We start from the raw sequence: 17,734 nt of genomic DNA, 5'->3' as shown, positions 1-17,734 counted from the left end.
GACTTCACCGTAGTTATTATTCTTTCGTCCTCCTTTTGCTCAAATTAACTGGATCACATAAGGTTTTCACAAGCTTTGCGCAAAGCCTCTTAGAACCCATGTTCATTGATTACCCCTTCTTAAAGGGGCTGGAGGCTTTACATGTCTGATGATATCCAAATATCCATTGAGATCACAATTGAGGCGGATCACCCCGTCCAATCCGATTTATCTGTACCCCCTAGCCAAGACGATCTACTGCGCTGTGAGATGTGGGCAAGGTGCGAATGTGCCTATTGCCACTCTTTTGGCTGTGTGAACGCGCTTAGCCATAAAAATTCGGAGGTGCACTAATGAACTTCGACAAACCATCCCCGTTTGACGGTGTGAAAGCCGTCAGCCCTTCAGGAGTGATCAAAGTACTCTTTGCCGTCTCACTTGAAGCCGCCATGTTCGTTATGTTCTATGCGGTCTACACCGAAACGATAGGCTTGATGAACGAAACGTACCTTTCAGAGCTTCCTGTACTCGGCGGCATGTTTGGCATGCTCGATCCCGATGCCAATGCCTCTCACATCATTTCGATATTGCTGGCCACGTTTTCGGTGGCAACGCCGCTCTTCATCTGGGCGGAAGTGCATCGTCAAAATATCTTGGATGATCCTCAAGAATGGTTTTCTCACCCGCAAAATCAGATTTTAGCAAGCATCGCTGGCTTGGTCTTAATCATGGTCATTGGCCTAGAGGTCGTGAATTTATACACCCTCGTTGCAAGGGAAAGCACTCAAGGTGGTTTTGTGGTGCAGCAAGAAAGCGGCGTGATGGCCTTCCTTGCACAAAACAAAGGGCTGGCGATTGGCGTGAGCGCCGTGATTGCCGTCATCAACATCATCCTAGCTTTATTCACGACACGCGCCTTCCAAAGCCTTAAGTCAGAGGAGAAATAGTCATGAAATATTTAACCGCTCTTATCCTTACTCTTTGCATTTCTGCTTGCGGCGAGCAAGTGCAGGCACCCAAAGCTAAAGCTCATGAAGATATTTTTGTGCTCATCGAGAATGGTGGAACGATTGCCACTGAAGATCAGGGAGAAGCGCTGAATACCGCGCTTTACTTACTTCAGCAATTAACCTCGCTCTCCCGAAGGAAAGCCACGAGTGATGTTCAGATTCACATTATTCTGAGCGCACTGCCTAACCGTATTGCGTGGTCGGGAACGGCTGGGCAGCTTCTCTCACAGGCGGAAGATGTTATGAATCTGATTATATTCAAACCGACTTTTTCAGATTTGGTTATGGCGTTTGATCAGATTGAAACAACCGTGAATCTGACTCAGCCTGACTCCATCCGATTGTACTGGATTGGCTCAACGGTTCATGTGCCGTTCCAGAATGGTAATGATCCGATTGACGTTGAAGTGCCTCAAGAAGTGCCAAGCGAGTTAGCGCTGGCAAATCTCGCCAGCAAGCTCACCACTCTCAAAATCATGCGCGTTCACCCCGATCAAGACAAGGTGCTGCAAGCCTATCTTGGCTCACTCGGGATTTTGAAACGTGCGCGCAATGGCGACATTGATTTTGAGTTGCTTGGTGAAGCGCAAACGAAGTCCCGACTGAATACGTTGCTTTAGGTGGAGGGATACCGATGAAAACTCTCATTAAAAACCTCGCAGTTGCAGTTGGCCTATCGGCCTTCTGCAACACCAACCTAATTGCAAACGAGCCTGTTATCACTGTTAAATCAAAAAGTGAGTATTCAGCGCCGATTATTGTTATTCGCTCAAAATATGATTTTGAGAAATCCATTTCTTTGAAGTTAAAAACTGACCCTTCGCTTGACGCCTCGGACATTCTCATAAGAACAATATCCAAGTTCGGAATGGTCGATGCCAATGGTATTAAGATCGTATCGGGGTTCGATATCGATCAGTCAAACAATATTATTGTCGCTTTTAGCGGTGGAACCTCCGAGATTATTCAAACATCGGGAAACCCTTCGCAGCTCAATATCGTTGCCAGCTTTCGAGATGCCAGTGGTCAGTTTGTTTCACCGCCTCCCGATAGCGTCGCGGTTTATTCTATGAGTGGTGAAAAGCTGTGCTTTGACTACAAAACCGTTCAGCAAGCACCACCTAACATTGGCATTGCTTTACTGCTAGATCGTTCAGGCTCTATGGCTGGCAACATTGATGCGGTGAAAAGCACGGCAAACAATTTTCTTAATTCATTGCCGACACATGCTCTATGCGCCGTTGGTAGCTTTAACTCCGACCTTACTTACGGTCATAAAAACTACCAGCAATGCAATGGCGGCGGATTTGGCTTTGAAAATATAGAAGCCAGTGGTGGCACAGATATTTTTAAGGCACTGAGCAGTGCCTATTCAGACCTATCGGGTAGTTACTTCAATGGGTATCAGAAGGCGGCCATTGTCATCACTGACGGTTACACCGTAAATGATGCAAAAGTAAAAGCTGAATTACTCGCCAATAAAAATGGCATTCTGACCTTTGTGTATTTCATTGGCGGAAACCATAAAGATGACCTTGAAGGCATTACCGACCACTTCATTTCTCAAGGCGGCAATGTAAAGCAGTCGCTATCACATTACTTTAGTGCCATCGGTCTTGCTTATAAAAGTCAGAAAGTTTTGAGCGTCAAACCTTGCTCTGGAGGTGCGCATGCAACTCCGTAGCCAAGGCACGCAGCATCCGTCGCGGATATATAGCCGCGACCCCGATTTGCATGGCTCAAGTAAATGGGCAACGAAAAACCACCTTCACCAAAAAGGCTATGGCGAAGGTGGGCGCATATTCCTTGGCTACGGCATGGCCGAAGCGAACAAAGGCCGTGCTTATTGCATTACCACAAACACACAAAAGCACCTGCTAACTGTAGCACCTACACGAAGCGGAAAACTTCTAACCGCGAGTATGCCGCGATGCTTGGAGCATCGTGGTTCGCTGGTTGCGCTTGATGTGAAAGATGGTGAGCTATCTTTAATTGCTGCGCGATATCGGCGGGATGTACTTGGCCATAAAGTCATCATTATCGATCCATGGGATTTAGCTTGCTCAAAGCTCGGCATGCCACAATCAAGGTTTAACATTATGGACTGGCTTGATCCTGACAATGATGACTTTGTTGAGGATGCCATGAATATTGCAGATAGTCTTGTCACTGATCGAGGTGGCAAAGACCCATTTTGGACGGATGAAGCTCGTGCGCTCGTTATGGGGCTAATTCTCTATGTTGCCGCCACGCCTCTGGTGCTAATGCCGACTGTCAAGCGCTCACGCGACATTCCGCAAGTGAGAAGATTGTTAAGCCTATCTTCTGATGACTTTAAAAAAATTGTTGGAGGCGAGTATGCTGAAGACGAAGAAGGCAATGCCGTGTTAATAAAGCCCGGCATGATGCAAAGCTCCAACGAATATGTTCGCGCTTCAGCCGCACGTATTCTCAATAAAGCGTCGAAGGAATTTTCTAGCATTTTATCAACGGCGCAACAAAATACGCATTTCTTAGAAAGCCCGAAAATACAGCGCACCTTATCGGAATCAGATTTCACCTTTGAAGAGCTGGAAAATGGCAAAACGGATATTTTTGTTGTTTTACCTGCGGGGAGATTGTTTACCTATAACCGCTTTTTGCGCATGCTGCTGAGTTCTGCAATCACTTCAGTAACTCGCTTTAAGACAAAACCAAACCCTCCCGTGTACTTTCTTATGGAAGAAGCCGCTGCCTTGGGACGTATGGAGGTCATTGAAACCGCCTTTGGGCTTATGGCGGGGTATGGCATGCAGCTTCATATGATCGTGCAGGACTTAAATCAGCTCGTCTCGCTTTACGGCGAGAGGTGGCAAACCTTCATTGCCAATAGCGGCGTTATACAAATCTTCGGCACCCGTGATTTGATGACCTCTGAATACACATCAAGGCTGTGCGGCATCACAACGATTGAATCGTTAAGTGAGTTCAGTGCTGAGATGCGAGCTCGCCTTTTTAGTGATCCCAATTTTTTAAGCCGAGAGGATGCGCTCACATCGCGTTCGCTTATCACCCCCGACGAGGTAATGACGATGAGCCCAGTTGCTCAAATTCTTATCTTGTCTCATGCCAATCCAGTCGCGTGTTTTAAAACCGCCTATTTTTTGGATCAGAGATATAGAAATAAAAATGGTTCACCCATTTATGACATTCATCCAAACTTTGCCGACGACCCAATAAGCAGGCCTGTTAATTTCACCAAACAGGGGCTCAACATTGCTGCGCCTCTATCTTCGATATTTGATGGAGGGTGAGCACATGATATTTAGAGCATGGGTTTCAATTATTGTAATAGGCGTATGTGCATGGAGCGTGTGGGTTGGGCTTGATGGAAAAATCCCCTCTTATGATTACGCGCCTTTTAGTTTTGTCTTTCATCGCGTAACACCATGGCTGTTACTAATTTTGTCGGCAAAGTCGTGGTATCGCGTTTTTATTTGGGAACGCATGCTTCAGGCGAAGCAAACACCGCCAATTCTTAGTCGAGGTCTCTCAACACAGGCGCATAAGCAAACAAATACAGTTTTATTGAAACTGACTTTACAGGCGCTATTTATTTTCGCCTTAGCTGGTGTGTTAAATCAGTTCTCAATTAATCACATCGAATGGTGGATCGCATCAATCGTTGCCTGTTTTTATCTTCTTAAAAAATCATCAAAGACGGGGTGATAAGTATGATTAATTTATTCTCCGCAAAAACAGAAAGTAAAAAAACGGCAGAAACATGCGGTTTACAGAGTGCTTATTTACGATTTATTAACGATTTCAGGCGTATCATTATAAGTATGAGAGATTGTCGGGACGCCAGAGCGTTCCATGCAACTCTCTTTTTTTGTGGTCAGGTGGGTGTATGTGCATGTTCCGCACCCAGAACGTGCCATCTCTCAGATATACGCGGCTGGCGCAAAGAATACGGCAGTGAGAGCAGTAATTCGCTTTCACTGCTTTTTTATGGGGGGATATATGGATAACCCTCTCATAAAACAGAATAAAAATGAGTCAAATGAGGCTCAGATTTGTTTGAAGACTCCGCTGAAAGCGAGTCATAATCGGGGTTCCGACGATGAAGCGATAATCGCTCTCGTGAAGTTTCTCGCAAGACGCGCCGCCGAAGAAGATTACGAATTTTACCGCAGCGCACTTAGCAATCCCGATATAGAAGATGGTGGATAGGAATATGACGCAACGTGCTTGCATATATGCTCGATATAGCTCTGACCTTCAAAGTGACGCATCTATTGAAGATCAAATTCGCCTGTGCAGTGACAAAGCAAGCGCTGAAGGCTGGAAGCTTGGCAATTGTTATACGGATGCAGGAATTTCAGGGGCATCACTCATGCGCCCTGGCATTCAATCTCTGCTCAGCGCCGCAATGAATGGTGAGTTTGACATACTCATTGCAGAAGCCTTGGATCGCCTCTCCCGTGATCAGGAGGATATCGCAGGCATTTTTAAACGCATGGAGTTTGCTGGCGTTAAAATCATCACCCTTTCGGAAGGTGAAATATCTACGCTTCACATAGGCCTGAAAGGCACTATGAACGCGATGTTCCTGAAGGACTTAGCCGATAAGACCCGCCGTGGGCTCCGTGGCCGTGTAGAAAAAGGTAAATCTGGCGGCGGTTTGGCTTATGGCTATCAAGTGGTAAAACAGTTCGACGCCAATGGTGAAGCCATCAAAGGGGATCGTGAGATTGATGAAGTGCAGGCCGATATCATCCGCCGCATCTTCCGGGAATATGGCCTTGAGAACAAATCGCCCAAAGCTATCGCTGCTCAGCTCAACGAGGAAGGTATACCTTGCCCATCTGGCAAAAGCTGGGGGCAATCCACCATAAACGGCAACCGCAAGCGCGGTACTGGCATTCTGAATAACGAACTGTATATCGGTCGCCTGATCTGGAATAGACAACGCTTTATCAAAGACCCTGCCACAGGAAAGCGTGTAACACGCCTGAATGATCCGTCTGAATGGATTGTTCAGGATGTGCCAGAGCAACGCATCGTTGATTCTGAGCTATGGGAAGCGGTTAAGGCGCGCCAGAAAACACTGGATCGTAAATCTTCCTCGCTTTGGCAAACGAACCGCCCTCAATATCTGCTATCAGGACTGACCAAATGTGGCGTTTGCGGTGGCGGGTATTCCAAGATCAACTCTACCCAATATGGCTGTTCTGCTGCAAAGAACAAAGGGGATAGCGTCTGCAACAATCGCCGCACCATCAAACGAGAAGCGCTTGAGGGCTATGTTTTGGATGGCTTGCAAGGCCATTTCATGCGTGAAGAGCTGGTCAATGTGTTCTGTAAGGAATACACCAAGCATTTGAGCACCTTGCATGCGCAGGCCAATGCGCAGCGTAAATCGCTTGAATCTCAACGTGACAGTCTTCTTAAAGAGCGTGAGCGCCTGATACAGGCCATCAAAGACGGTATTCCCGCCAGTATGGTGAAAGACGATCTGGAAAGCGTTTCAGAGCGCATTGAGAAAGCGGAACAAGCTCTGACGGTGCAACCTGCACTCAAGCCACTGATCCATCCCGCCATGGCATCACGTTATCACCAAGCCATAAAAGACTTAAAGGCATCGTTGAATGCGGATGGCGCGCGCGCCGAAGCATCACAGCATTTAAGGGGGCTTATCGACAAAGTGGTGCTGACGCCAGAAGAAGGCGAGAAAGGCCTGCGTATTGATCTGTACGGTGATTTAGCTGGAATCTTGAATATGTCTTTGGAGACGAAAGATATGAAAATCTTGGACAAACTATGCTTGAACGCATCGAATGATAATAAGGCTATCAATGGGGCTTTCGCCCACATAGATAGAATTGGTAGCGGGGGCTGGATTTGAACCAACGACCTTCGGGTTATGAGCCCGACGAGCTACCAGGCTGCTCCACCCCGCACCTGAGACACTGTTTTCTTGGAAAGCCCGAGCTGGGCTCAAAACCGAAGGTCGTATCACCCTTCGACTTTTGCGCTTTGGGAGCCCGTCAAACTAAAAGGCTGCTCCACCCCGCACCTGAGATACCATTTTTTAGAAGGCTGCACTTCCTTCTGCGATATAGACCAGCTAATCGCACCTGGTTTCTCAGCTGGGAAAGTCTCTCCCCTAACTGAGGCTGCGCATTATAGGGAGGAGCGTAGGAGGGGTCAAGACAAACCCCTGATTAGAAAGGTTTTATTTAAGGGTTTAGGCCGCATGCTCCGGGAAACACTGTTGTGCCTGCCGCTTTAAGTAATTAAACCGCTCAAACTGAGGGCTAGACTCCGATAAACCGTCGACACTACTTAGACACTTGCGACAGATTGCACGGTATTGGCGCTGGGCTCCGTTACTTTCGCATTCGGCAAGGATGACCTGAACAAGGTTTAGATTCAGACCAACGTGTTTAGGATAAAGCGCAACCGCGTTCTTAAATATGTGAATGGCCTCTTCGTAGTCCTTGCCCTCATAACACGCGATACCCCGCTTGGTGAGTTCAGACACCTGTTTTTTACCTCGTTTAGAAACAGGCTCGTCGGATAGAGAATCAATTTGTTCAGCCAGCTCGACGTTATTGGGGTCTTCTTTAACGATACGCTCCATAATCTTTCGAGCAGCTACGTCGTCACCTGAGTTCATTAATGTGTGTGCATACTCGAGACTTGCCTCAACCCCGACCTCATCTTCAATATCAAAGTAGATTTCACGAGCGGTATCTTCCCATTTTTCTGCATCTGCCAACTCTTTTCGCGCCGAGTGAACACGCGATTTGACGGATGCGCTTTGCAGCAAAATAGACTTATCTCTCGGATAGCGTTGCTCGACCTTCTGTAGGATTTCAAACGCTTCTTTCGAGTTTTGCGAGTTACTATTGCCGTTTTCCTTAATCGTATCTGCCAAGCGGCCCGCCAAATTGAAATAGTCTGTCGGGGACTCATAGCAAGAATTCTGACCGAGTTTTACAGTACTGCGACTCGCTTTTAGACTGGTTGGAATATCCTGGTTTTTTAAGGCCAGGGCAGCCAAACGACGCTGACGGAGCACAGATTTGGGCGACACCTCAACGGCTTTTTTCATTTCCGCTTGAGCGCGAATGCCGTCTGCCTGCTCGTTATAGCAAACGGCCAATAGGTCGTGGGCCTCGACGTAGCGATTATCCACTTCCAGCACTTCTTTAAGGACCTCTTCAGCGTCGCCGAATTCGCGCAACGCTATTAGTGTTTTACCCAAGCCTAGCTTCGCCCATACTGCATCAGAATCATCTAAGACACTGTCGTACAATGATCTTGCCTTGTCGTACTCTTCAAGCAGCTGATATAGCTCCCCTCGCATACTCTTACACATCATCTCGTAGCGCGGTTCGGTCTTTTCAACGGCCTCACTTAACTCGGCTGCCTTTTTATAGTTTTTCTTATCGATCGCCTGTTTTATGCCGTACAGTGCTTCATGACGAATAAGGGCTTTATCCAGACGAGTCCTCAAGGAGGACTGCGTAATAGGCTTTGTCACGTAATCATCCGGCTGATACTCCAGAGCACCCAACACCATGTCTCGGGACGATTCTGCCGTAATCATGATGTAGAGACTGGTGTTTTTCAGCAGCTTTCGAAAACGCAGCTCCTCTAAGATCTGCTGGCCATCCTTACCCTTACCAAGATTGTAATCACACAGCACTATGTCATAGCTTTTGCTGGTACAAAGCTCTACGGCTTCCTCACCATTTGCCGCAGTGTCCACGTCCTCAACGCCGAACACTTTCAGCATCCGCTTAATCGACCCGCGAATTTCGGAAAGATCATCGACAACCAAGCATCGCTTCTTGCTATATATTTTGATCAAATCAATCTGCTTCATGTAACCACTCATCTTCCTAAAACGATTTAGCTACTTACCCACGGTAAAAAGAGCCCTTTAGCTCAGTTTAGATGAGTTTTTGCAGATTGACCGAGTATCTCTATTTGGTCGAACCCCTTTGAAAACAGCAGCTGTCGTCGATTAACCGACAACTTCTCAACCTCCTAGCCCGCTGGCTGCTATTTTTGCCAGCCGACCCTTTAACCCTCTTAGCAGTGACTGCTAAACTGGAGAGTTCCTGGCCTACACTGAGTGAATCGTTTAGATCGCATGCCATGCCGTATATCAAGCCCTCAAAATCAAAAGCGAAGGAACGCCAAGAGCTGACAGAACAAATAGACGCGTTTTTGAAAAGAGGCGGCCACGTCACGCCCGTTGAAAGAGGTATTAGCGGAAAAGAGATCGGCGCTTACCAAATACCACCCGTGACTTTCAGCGAACCTAAAGAAAACCGCACGCCATTAGTCAATGAAGTCAAAGCGATTGATGCCAGGAGAAAGCCCACCCCCACGCCGAAAAAAGTCCGCAAACAACCACGACGCGTTTTGATTCGTGATGACTTTGGCGAACCCCTCCGCTGGAGCTGGGAAGACTGAATAGTCGTTATAATCCGCGCTGTTTTTTCACCAACTCAACCGCCTCCTCAAACACCGGAGATAACTGAGGTTCTGGCCAACCCTGCGGATATGACGTGTTCATAATCTCTAAGAAGAGCTGTTTATCTTGTTCGGATTTATTCAGTAGGTAATTCAGGAAGGTATAGAGCTTATCGGTAGATTCACCGATAAACACCTGCAAGTCTTGCTCGCTCAACTTGCCATTGGCGACAAAGTCATCCAGAACCGTTTTGCGCACACAATTTACCGACATAAGCAGCGCCATGTGTTGTACTACCTTTGGGTCCATGCCAAGCCTCGCCGTTTTTATGGAGTTGGTTATCCGCTAAATGACACCATGCCACCAAGCTATAGCATAGGCAACTCCGCCGAGACCGGAAACGACCAAAAACAGCACAAAAAGGAGCAATAACGGACGAAATGGCTTTCGCTCGATATCGTTGTATCCGCGCTTATTGTAGGCATCTACTCGAGCCTGATCATCTGGATAAAGTCGATTGTCCGACATATTGCCTTTCACCACGTTGCGAAGAATTACATTATTTTCAGTGCCGCTGATTATAAAGACAAAGCCCCTTACCGGCTAGCCAGTAAGGGGCTTGGAGCAGACCACAGATATTCAGCGCACGGAACTAAATATCAGCAAATCGCTCTTGGTCCAACGTCATCAAAGAATCGACACCATCTTTAATAGTCGCAACCAATGACAAAGTACGCGGTAAAATACGACGGTAGTAGAAAGTTGCCGTATCAAGCTTCGCCTGATAAAACTCAGTCTCGACACCCTCTTTCAGCTTTTCTTGCGCAACTTCAGCTGCTCTCGCCCAGAAGTAAGCCAAAGTAATGTAGCCTGAGTACATCATATAATCGAAAGACGCGCCGCCTAATTCGTCCATATTTTGCATTGCACGTGCACCCACATTCATCGTCACCTCGACCCACTCCTGGTTGAGTTTGTTCAGCGGCTCAATGAAGGGAGCCAACTCTGCATTCTCAGCATTTGCCTTACAGTATTTATGGATCTGCTTGGTGAACTTCTGAAGAGTTTGTCCCTGATTGCTCAGAATTTTACGGCCTAACAAATCCAGAGCCTGGATACCATTCGTTCCCTCGTAAATCATCGCGATACGCGCATCGCGAACATTTTGCTCCATACCCCATTCAGCGATGTAGCCGTGACCACCAAACACCTGCATGGCCAAGTTTGCGCCTTCAAATCCAACTTCGGTGATAAAACCCTTCGCAATCGGCGTCAACAGCGCCAACAACTCATCGGCTTCATTACGCTCCTCTTCGGTTTCAGCATAATGCTGAACGTCCAGCAGCTGCGCACAGTAATGCCCCAGCATGCGCGTACCTTCGGCAAATGCTTTCACGGTCAGCAACATGCGACGCACATCAGGATGAACGATAATTGGGTCTGCCGCGCCGTCGGGATTTTTAACGCCGCTCAAGGAGCGCGATTGCAACCGATCCAGCGCGTAACGAGTTGCGCCCTGCAGGCCGTTTTCAAGATGAGCCAAACCCTGCAACGCTACACCGAGTCGAGCCGAGTTCATCATTGTGAACATGTAACTCAAACCCTTGTTCAATTCGCCCACCAAATAGCCTTTTGCGCCATCAAAATTCATGACGCATGTGGCGTTACCGTGGATTCCCATCTTATGCTCTAGCGCACCACATGAAAGTGAATTGCGCTCGCCAGGGTTGTTATCTGCGTCAGGAACATATTTAGGAACAACAAACAACGAAATACCTTTTGTTCCAGCTGGCGCATCAGGCGTGCGAGCAATGACTAGATGAACGATATTCTCCGCCATATCGTGATCACCGGACGAAATAAAAATCTTCGTCCCAGTGACAGAATAAGTGCCATCAGCTTGTAGTTCCGCCTTGGTACGCAATAGACCAAGATCGGTACCGCAATGCGGCTCAGTCAAACACATGGTGCCTGTCCAGCGCCCCTCGGTAAGCTTCGGCAAATAAATACCTTTTAGCTCATCACTACCGTGACACTCCAAACTAGTTCGCGCTCCATGGCTTAATAGCGGGTACATTGACCACGACCAATTAGCCGTTCCGAGCATTTCATTCATGACCATACCCAACGAAACAGGTAGGCCCTGACCACCAAACTCAGTTGGACTAGACAAACCGGACCAGCCGGCTTCGATAAATAGTTGATAGGCTTCTTTAAAGCCATCTGGCGTTTTTACTTCGCCATCCTCTAAGCGACAACCTTGCTGATCACCCACTTGGTTACAAGGAGCCACTTCGTTTTCACTAAACTTGCCCAACTCTTCCAGGATCGCATCGATCATATCGGGGGTTGCATCTTCACACCCGGGTAACTTCGCCCATAATTCATGAAACTTGAGTACTTCATTACGTGCAAACCGAACGTCTCGCAACGGCGCTTTAAATTCTGGCATATCCACCTCAACTGATTTAAACACGGCCCCATTGAAGGGCTCGTTCTGGTTTCATAAAAACGCGACTGAAAAGCGCGAATTGGTCTCACTATAAAATAGAAACGAAATGGAACAAAGAGTCACAAAAAAATAAATGGCAACTTTACCATTTATAGCTCATTTACTACCGATGACCCAATGGCCAATACTGGTTAATTGGTCACAGATAGAAATTCAACACACTGTCGTAATGAAAGATGGCAACAATAATAGGGCATTACGTTGCCGAATAAAGATAGGCTCAGAGAATAGAGTAATTAATTACCAAAAGAATTAAAACGGGTAACGGAGATTTCTTTGCCGCAGCGAACGAATCAGACCGACTCGCTCACCATCGAACCCGAATCCGCTGAGGAGTCCTGCACCCCAATATCAATAAGGCGCTGATTGAGGTCGAGATTCCTGGCTCGGACTGCACTGAACACTTCCTCACGCTGCTGAGCTTCCTGCGCCAACTCTGAAACTCTCTCTTCTTTCTGCTCTTGCGCTTCACGCAGTTGATCTTGCCGCTCCATGCGCTGTTCGCTATCGGCTAGACGCTCTTGCTGAGCTTTCTCCACCAGCGCTTGCCTAGCATCAGCCTCCATTTGCGCAGCGCTAGCGGCTACACGACGGTCTTGCGGGGATGGGTCTGAGGGAGCCAACGCGGCGCGCCGAATGGCTTGCGCCTGCTGAATATTAGCTCGCGGATCTTCACTAATCCTGCCACTACTGATGGACACCTCCCCAGACACCGCGTAATTAACACCATCGGGACCACGCTTATAAGTATAGGTTGGCGCACCAGCATATACGCCGCCTAGTGCTGAGTGAGCACGCTCATGGTTACGCACTTCTCGATCACGCGCGGCAAGGTCGCGAATTTGATTTTGCACATCAATATCTTGTCGCCGCTTTTTAGACTCTGCTGCGTCAGCATCTGCCTCTTCCCTGTTTTCTTCACGGGCACCAGAACCCGACTCTTGCTCACCTTTCTCTTCCTCAATTGGACGATTGGCGCGATCCATGAGCTTGTTGGGATCATCTTTTTCTGTGCGGTTGTCTGACTTATTGGATTCTGGCGATTCTAAGACGGGTTTGAAGGTGCTTGCTTTAGATTCCGTATTTTCTTCACCAACAGCCTGCTTACCTACTGGGCTAAAGGGAGAGATAGCATTCGCGAAGTTGTTGACTGGACCGACGCCATTCATGACGCAACACCGCTAGGCCTTAATGTCCATGAGAGTGCCCAACATCTCATCGCCTACCTTGACAATTTTTGCAGAAGCATCAAATACTTGCTGCTCAATCGCCATGTTAACGATTGGCTCGGCAATATCAGAAATATTACTGTTATCGCGCTCTGTCGTACCGGCCTTTACAATGTCGTCGGCGGATTTCACGATCTCACGACTGCTACTCTGCAGCCCTTGCAAACCGGTATTAATCACTGAGCTAATCATAGGGACTCCTTGGGTCGACAGTGCACGAAGCGGGAGACAAAGCCCCTGAGTTGCACTTAACGCTGTAACACAGTGTACCGCGAAACTGTACAAAAATTCAGTCTAAAAAGGAGGTAACAGTCTATTTTATAAGACAATTTTTACTTATAAAAACACCTATATCTTCGCTCTGCGTCTAACCCCTTTGGATGGGTTCTTAGAAGTTCACAGGCAAAAGCGGGATGGAATATAGAATGAAATTGGAAAAGTAGGCAGCTTTTGCGAGCTGCCGTTGGGAACCTACACGGCGGCGTTGTAGAAAGGCTTGCGAGGGTCGGACTCCTGAATAGCATCAAGCAAGGCATTGCCTTCTTTATCTTGATCAACTGACGTTTCTACCATCTCAGGTCGCAATCCGAGCTTTTTAAATAGCTGCACATCGCGGTTAGCGGTTGGGTTGCTAGTAGTTAAAAGCTTTTCCCCATAGAAGATGGAGTTAGCACCCGCCATAAAGGCGAGAGCTTGGGTTTCTTCACTCATGTTTTCGCGGCCAGCGGATAAGCGCACATAGGATTGCGGCATTAAAATTCGCGCCACCGCAATGGTACGCACGAAGTCCATGCCACTGATGTCTTCGGCCTCTTCCAAGGGCACACCTTTTACCTTCACTAATTGGTTGATGGGTACGGACTCTGGATGTGGATTCATAGCAGATAGTTGTTGCAGCAGTCCCGCGCGATCACTCACTTCTTCGCCCATGCCAACGATACCGCCACTACAAATTTTCATGCCTGCCGAGCGAACGTTGTCGAGAGTCTCCAAACGGTCTTGGTAGGTGCGGGTGGTGATAATCTCGCCGTAAAACTCGGGCGAGGTATCAAGGTTGTGGTTGTAGTAGTCGAGCCCTGCATCGGCCAATTGCTGCGCCTGGTTTTCGTTGAGCATCCCCAGCGTCATGCAGGTTTCTAGACCCAGCGCTTTCACGCCCGCCACCATATCGGTGACCATGCACATGTCTTTCTCAACCGGAGAACGCCACGCCGCACCCATACAAAAGCGGGTTGCACCATTCGCCTTGGCTTCGCGGGCTTCTTGCAGCACCTTCTCCACAGCCATCAGTTTTTCTTTTTCAAGGCCCGTATTGTAGTGGCCGCTTTGCGGGCAGTACTTACAGTCTTCAGGGCAAGCACCTGTTTTAATGGAGCAGAGAGTGCTCACTTGGATTTGGGTGGGATCGAAATTCTCGCGATGCACCGTTTGCGCACGAAACAGTAATTCGTTGAAAGGCAGCGCAAATAAGTCCAATATCTCTTGTCGAGTCCAATCGTGGCGCAGACCTTTAGAGGCGATTGGCGCTGGGTGCGCTTGCGTCGATTGCGGTAAAGTCGATGCGGCTTGTGCCATAAACAGTGATCCCAGTTGTAGGTGGCTAGTATCTGTCCATAGTAATCATGAATATTTCACTGTCAACCTAAAAGACACAAACAAGTTAACGGTAATCACGGATGATGTCGTTTGCACGAACCCTAGCTCGCCAAGCAGCTAATGGCTTGCTTCCACAACAATGCCTAATTTGCCGGCGCCGCACCGATGCGCGCTGCTGCAGTGGCTGCTGGCAAGACCTCCCCTGGCTTGAATCGCGCTGTGCTCGCTGCGCCCTGCCTCTCCCAATCCATCAAAACAATCAGTTATGCGGTACTTGCTTGGCGTCTCCACCATTGTTCGACACGTGCTTTAGTGCCTGTCGCTATGACCATCCCATTGACCACTTAATTAGCCGCTTTAAATTCCACGGCGACCTCGCCGCAGGCCAGTTGCTAGCCGACATCTTGGCAGCTCACGTCACGTCAACGGCGCTTTGTGACTCAGCCGCTCGGCAAACACCAGATGCTATATTGGCGGTGCCTTTGCATTGGCGCCGCCACTGGAAACGTGGATTCAATCAAGCGCAGTTTTTAGCAGATCAACTGGGTCGACGACTTAACATCGAAGTAGTCGACGGTATTGCCCGCCAACACCACACCCCCAAGCAACAGGACTTAAAACGCAGCCAGCGGCTACGTAACCTGCGCAACGCATTTGTCACAACAAGAAGGTTTGATGGCCAGCATATCGCGTTAGTTGATGACGTGGTCACCACAGCAAGTACCGCCAACACCCTAGCCAAACTGCTGAAAAAAGCAGGTGCATCACGGGTCGATATTTGGAGCATCGCGCGAACCCCTTCGCCAGCAAAATAAGCCGACTAGCGAAGCTGACGTGAGAAGAGGATAATGCCGCGCAAATAGCCAACCCCCCGACCAGTAGAGATAAACATGAGCGAGAGCGAAGAGCCGAGTACGCAGCACCCTTATTCTGCTCTGACGCCAGAGGCCATTCTCGACGCAGTAGAAAGCCAAGGCTTTTTGTCCGATGCGCGCATCCTCGGGCTCAACAGCTACGAGAACCGTGTTTATCAAGTCGGCATTGAGGGCGAACAACCGGTTATCGCAAAGTTTTATCGCCCAGAGCGCTGGAGCGACGCGCAGATTTTGGAAGAGCATCAATTCATTCAAGATCTGGCAGATTTAGAGGTACCGGCGGTAGCGCCTCTGACAAATGAGCAGGGCGAGACGCTTTTTCAGTGGCAAGGCTTCCGCTTTGCACTCTTTCCCCGCCAAGGCGGGCAAGCCCCTGAAGTCGACAACCTCGATAACCTCGTCGTTATCGGTCGTTACTTAGGTCGCATTCATGCGGCAGGTGCAAAGAAACCCTTTACACACCGCCCAACGGTGGATGTCGCCAGCTTTGGCGAAGAAAGCGTTAACTTTCTATTGAACACCCCAGGCTTTATCCCAGATGAGTTACGCGAGAGCTACACCAGCCTCACCACTCACTTATTGGAAGCGATTCGCGAGCAATTTGGCAAAATCACCTATCAAACTATCCGATTGCACGGCGACTGCCATATAGGCAACGTCCTGTGGCGCGATGACCGCCCCCACTTTGTCGACTTCGACGACGCCCGCAATGGCCCATCGGTGCAAGATTTTTGGATGCTGCTTTCCGGCGAACGCGAACAGCAGGTGGTGCAAATCAACAAACTGCTGGACGGCTACTATCAGTTTTATGACTTTGACCCTATCGAGCTGAATCTGATCGAAAGTTTACGCAGCTTACGCTTAATGTATTACGCGGCCTGGCTGGCACGGCGCTGGAGTGATCCGGCGTTTCCGCACAACTTTCCATGGTTTAATACGCAGCGTTATTGGTCGCAACATATACTAGAATTACGCGAACAAATGGCGGCCATGAACGAACCACCACTGTCGCTAAATACGGGTAACTTCAATTATTGATGGTGGGCACACAAGCTGGCCTAACAGTGCGAGCTAACAACTTTTTACTTAAATTCAAGTTTTTCTAACTTACGTTAGGGTTGCCGCGCCTGTTACCATTCGCGCCTAACAGACGTAATTAAGCCGACGTAGTTGATCCAGTTCGATTGGATACACGTAAGCTTGGCATACGCAAAGGAATCGAGTGATGAACAACCCATCCCCAGCAGCAACGACCGACGGCGATATTGTTTGGCAAACAATTTTGTCCGAAACGCGCTGTCAGGCAGATCGCGAGCCGATCTTGGCGAGCTTCATCCACGCCACGATTCTCAACCATAAAAACATGGAAACGGCGTTGAGCTTCCATCTGGCCAACAAGCTCGATAGCCCGACCGTATCAGCCATGCTAATTCGCGAAGTAATCCAAGAAGTGTTAGACGCTGACCGCACCATCGGTGAAGCCGTTCGCGCGGACTTGATTGCAATGAAAACTCGCGACCCTACGGTAACCGGCTTAAGCGTGCCTTTTTTGTTTTATAAAGGCTTCCATGCCTTGCAAGCCTATCGCGTTGCACACTGGTTATGGCAAAACGATCGCAAGTCATTGGCGTTATTTTTACAGAATCAGATTTCCGTGGTGTTTGGCGTCGATATTCATCCGGCAGCGAAAATTGGTAGCGGCATTATGCTCGACCACGCCACCGGCATTGTGATTGGTGAAACGGCCGTTGTAGAAGACAATGTATCGCTAATGCAATCGGTTACACTCGGCGGCACCGGTAAAGAAGGCGGCGATCGCCATCCAAAAGTACGACGCGGCGTGTTGATCAGTGCGGGCGCAAAAGTCTTAGGTAATATCGAAATCGGCGAAGGCGCCAAAGTAGGTGCCGGCAGCGTTGTATTGCGCAATGTCGAACCCCACACCACGGTTGCCGGCGTGCCTGCGACCGTTGTCGGTCGCCCGCGCTCATCAAGCCCAGCACTAGACATGAACCATCAGCTTAATTGCGATATGGATTCCACAAAGTAACTGCCAACGC

The 17,734-nt window shown here is 48.6% G+C and carries 18 protein-coding genes and 1 tRNA gene; 11 read left to right on the top strand and 8 right to left on the bottom strand.

Annotation, left to right across the window (positions count from 1 at the left end):
* Nucleotides 1–332: 332 nt before the first annotated feature.
* The 7 genes from ACZ5NB_RS03370 (at nt 333) to ACZ5NB_RS03340 (ending at nt 6,876) form a co-directional block, all read left to right on the top strand.
* On the top strand, nt 333–926 hold the full coding sequence (locus ACZ5NB_RS03370) for a hypothetical protein (RefSeq protein ID WP_460231564.1): 594 nt from the start codon (nt 333–335) through the stop codon (nt 924–926).
* 2 nt (nt 927–928) lie between these two features.
* A complete protein-coding gene (locus ACZ5NB_RS03365) occupies nt 929–1,609 on the top strand; it encodes a hypothetical protein (RefSeq protein WP_460231563.1) in 681 nt (226 codons plus the stop codon).
* A 14-nt stretch (nt 1,610–1,623) separates the two neighbouring features.
* Nucleotides 1,624–2,673 (top strand): VWA domain-containing protein, encoded by a 1,050-nt coding sequence (locus ACZ5NB_RS03360; protein WP_460231562.1) that lies wholly within the window; start codon nt 1,624–1,626, stop codon nt 2,671–2,673.
* A complete protein-coding gene (locus ACZ5NB_RS03355; protein WP_460231561.1) occupies nt 2,660–4,282 on the top strand; it encodes a type IV secretory system conjugative DNA transfer family protein in 1,623 nt (540 codons plus the stop codon). Before ACZ5NB_RS03360 ends, ACZ5NB_RS03355 begins: the two co-directional genes overlap by 14 nt.
* A 4-nt stretch (nt 4,283–4,286) precedes the next feature.
* Nucleotides 4,287–4,697: a hypothetical protein gene (locus ACZ5NB_RS03350; RefSeq protein WP_464107842.1), complete on the top strand. Its 411-nt coding sequence runs from the start codon at nt 4,287–4,289 to the stop codon at nt 4,695–4,697.
* A gap of 147 nt (nt 4,698–4,844) precedes the next feature.
* Entirely contained in the window at nt 4,845–5,201 is a 357-nt protein-coding gene (locus tag ACZ5NB_RS03345) for a hypothetical protein (RefSeq protein WP_460231559.1), read from the top strand.
* 4 nt (nt 5,202–5,205) lie between these two features.
* Nucleotides 5,206–6,876 carry a recombinase family protein gene (locus ACZ5NB_RS03340; protein WP_464107841.1) on the top strand — a complete coding sequence of 557 codons (1,671 nt, stop codon included), beginning with the start codon at nt 5,206–5,208 and terminating at the stop codon, nt 6,874–6,876.
* On the opposite strand, the gene ACZ5NB_RS03335 is transcribed toward ACZ5NB_RS03340, so the two are convergent.
* Together ACZ5NB_RS03335 and ACZ5NB_RS03330 are read right to left on the bottom strand one after the other, a co-directional pair.
* Nucleotides 6,855–6,931 (bottom strand) — tRNA-Met (locus ACZ5NB_RS03335). The two genes, ACZ5NB_RS03340 and ACZ5NB_RS03335, sit on opposite strands and share 22 nt — an antisense overlap.
* Nucleotides 6,932–7,218: 287 nt before the next feature.
* Nucleotides 7,219–8,865, bottom strand: coding sequence for a tetratricopeptide repeat protein (locus tag ACZ5NB_RS03330; RefSeq protein WP_460231455.1), 1,647 nt, complete (start codon nt 8,863–8,865; stop codon nt 7,219–7,221).
* A gap of 275 nt (nt 8,866–9,140) precedes the next feature.
* Here ACZ5NB_RS03330 and ACZ5NB_RS03325 point away from each other — a divergent pair, with 275 nt between their 5' ends.
* Nucleotides 9,141–9,461, top strand: a complete 321-nt coding sequence (locus ACZ5NB_RS03325) for a hypothetical protein (RefSeq protein WP_460231453.1) — start codon at nt 9,141–9,143, stop codon at nt 9,459–9,461.
* A 7-nt stretch (nt 9,462–9,468) separates the two neighbouring features.
* On the opposite strand, the gene ACZ5NB_RS03320 is transcribed toward ACZ5NB_RS03325, so the two are convergent.
* The 6 genes from ACZ5NB_RS03320 to bioB all read right to left on the bottom strand — a co-directional run bounded on the left by ACZ5NB_RS03320 (nt 9,469) and on the right by bioB (nt 14,778).
* Nucleotides 9,469–9,771 carry a hypothetical protein gene (locus ACZ5NB_RS03320; RefSeq protein WP_460231451.1) on the bottom strand — a complete coding sequence of 101 codons (303 nt, stop codon included), beginning with the start codon at nt 9,769–9,771 and terminating at the stop codon, nt 9,469–9,471.
* A 36-nt stretch (nt 9,772–9,807) separates the two neighbouring features.
* Nucleotides 9,808–9,990, bottom strand: a complete 183-nt coding sequence (locus ACZ5NB_RS03315; RefSeq protein WP_460231449.1) for a DUF3094 family protein — start codon at nt 9,988–9,990, stop codon at nt 9,808–9,810.
* 124 nt (nt 9,991–10,114) lie between these two features.
* Nucleotides 10,115–11,914 carry an acyl-CoA dehydrogenase C-terminal domain-containing protein gene (locus tag ACZ5NB_RS03310; RefSeq protein ID WP_460231447.1) on the bottom strand — a complete coding sequence of 600 codons (1,800 nt, stop codon included), beginning with the start codon at nt 11,912–11,914 and terminating at the stop codon, nt 10,115–10,117.
* A gap of 353 nt (nt 11,915–12,267) precedes the next feature.
* The gene (locus tag ACZ5NB_RS03305) at nt 12,268–13,143 is read right to left on the bottom strand and encodes a putative metalloprotease CJM1_0395 family protein (RefSeq protein ID WP_460238349.1); all 876 of its coding nucleotides are present in this window, start codon (nt 13,141–13,143) and stop codon (nt 12,268–12,270) included.
* A 12-nt stretch (nt 13,144–13,155) separates the two neighbouring features.
* Entirely contained in the window at nt 13,156–13,395 is a 240-nt protein-coding gene (locus ACZ5NB_RS03300; protein ID WP_460238351.1) for a flagellar basal body rod C-terminal domain-containing protein, read from the bottom strand.
* 279 nt (nt 13,396–13,674) lie between these two features.
* On the bottom strand, nt 13,675–14,778 hold the full coding sequence (gene bioB, locus ACZ5NB_RS03295) for a biotin synthase BioB (RefSeq protein WP_464107840.1): 1,104 nt from the start codon (nt 14,776–14,778) through the stop codon (nt 13,675–13,677).
* A 101-nt stretch (nt 14,779–14,879) separates the two neighbouring features.
* Here bioB and ACZ5NB_RS03290 point away from each other — a divergent pair, with 101 nt between their 5' ends.
* The 3 genes from ACZ5NB_RS03290 to cysE all read left to right on the top strand — a co-directional run bounded on the left by ACZ5NB_RS03290 (nt 14,880) and on the right by cysE (nt 17,724).
* The gene (locus ACZ5NB_RS03290; RefSeq protein WP_464107839.1) at nt 14,880–15,614 is read left to right on the top strand and encodes a double zinc ribbon domain-containing protein; all 735 of its coding nucleotides are present in this window, start codon (nt 14,880–14,882) and stop codon (nt 15,612–15,614) included.
* Nucleotides 15,615–15,689: 75 nt separating this feature from the next.
* Nucleotides 15,690–16,712, top strand: coding sequence for a serine/threonine protein kinase (locus ACZ5NB_RS03285; protein WP_464107838.1), 1,023 nt, complete (start codon nt 15,690–15,692; stop codon nt 16,710–16,712).
* Between the two features lie 187 nt (nt 16,713–16,899).
* Nucleotides 16,900–17,724, top strand: a complete 825-nt coding sequence (gene cysE / locus ACZ5NB_RS03280; protein ID WP_464107837.1) for a serine O-acetyltransferase — start codon at nt 16,900–16,902, stop codon at nt 17,722–17,724.
* Nucleotides 17,725–17,734: the final 10 nt, after the last annotated feature.

The sequence above is a fragment of the Aurantivibrio plasticivorans genome (genome assembly GCF_055392955.1).
The sequence above is the reverse complement of the archived record's forward strand: the minus strand, read 5'-3'. Positions and strand labels throughout refer to the sequence as shown.

Bases quoted from the DNA above. Each gene is read 5' to 3' on its own strand.
- ACZ5NB_RS03345 (WP_460231559.1), top strand. From the start codon at position 4,845: ATGCAACTCTCTTTTTTTGTGGTCAGGTGGGTGTATGTGCATGTTCCG.
- ACZ5NB_RS03310 (WP_460231447.1), bottom strand. From the start codon at position 11,914: ATGCCAGAATTTAAAGCGCCGTTGCGAGACGTTCGGTTTGCACGTAAT.
- ACZ5NB_RS03360 (WP_460231562.1), top strand. From the start codon at position 1,624: ATGAAAACTCTCATTAAAAACCTCGCAGTTGCAGTTGGCCTATCGGCC.
- ACZ5NB_RS03320 (WP_460231451.1), bottom strand. From the start codon at position 9,771: ATGGACCCAAAGGTAGTACAACACATGGCGCTGCTTATGTCGGTAAAT.
- ACZ5NB_RS03365 (WP_460231563.1), top strand. From the start codon at position 929: ATGAAATATTTAACCGCTCTTATCCTTACTCTTTGCATTTCTGCTTGC.
- ACZ5NB_RS03340 (WP_464107841.1), top strand. From the start codon at position 5,206: ATGACGCAACGTGCTTGCATATATGCTCGATATAGCTCTGACCTTCAA.
- ACZ5NB_RS03325 (WP_460231453.1), top strand. From the start codon at position 9,141: ATGCCGTATATCAAGCCCTCAAAATCAAAAGCGAAGGAACGCCAAGAG.
- bioB (WP_464107840.1), bottom strand. From the start codon at position 14,778: ATGGCACAAGCCGCATCGACTTTACCGCAATCGACGCAAGCGCACCCA.
- ACZ5NB_RS03315 (WP_460231449.1), bottom strand. From the start codon at position 9,990: ATGTCGGACAATCGACTTTATCCAGATGATCAGGCTCGAGTAGATGCC.
- ACZ5NB_RS03350 (WP_464107842.1), top strand. From the start codon at position 4,287: ATGATATTTAGAGCATGGGTTTCAATTATTGTAATAGGCGTATGTGCA.
- ACZ5NB_RS03300 (WP_460238351.1), bottom strand. From the start codon at position 13,395: ATGATTAGCTCAGTGATTAATACCGGTTTGCAAGGGCTGCAGAGTAGC.
- ACZ5NB_RS03355 (WP_460231561.1), top strand. From the start codon at position 2,660: ATGCAACTCCGTAGCCAAGGCACGCAGCATCCGTCGCGGATATATAGC.
- ACZ5NB_RS03305 (WP_460238349.1), bottom strand. From the start codon at position 13,143: ATGAATGGCGTCGGTCCAGTCAACAACTTCGCGAATGCTATCTCTCCC.
- cysE (WP_464107837.1), top strand. From the start codon at position 16,900: ATGAACAACCCATCCCCAGCAGCAACGACCGACGGCGATATTGTTTGG.
- ACZ5NB_RS03290 (WP_464107839.1), top strand. From the start codon at position 14,880: ATGATGTCGTTTGCACGAACCCTAGCTCGCCAAGCAGCTAATGGCTTG.
- ACZ5NB_RS03370 (WP_460231564.1), top strand. From the start codon at position 333: ATGAACTTCGACAAACCATCCCCGTTTGACGGTGTGAAAGCCGTCAGC.
- ACZ5NB_RS03330 (WP_460231455.1), bottom strand. From the start codon at position 8,865: ATGAAGCAGATTGATTTGATCAAAATATATAGCAAGAAGCGATGCTTG.
- ACZ5NB_RS03285 (WP_464107838.1), top strand. From the start codon at position 15,690: ATGAGCGAGAGCGAAGAGCCGAGTACGCAGCACCCTTATTCTGCTCTG.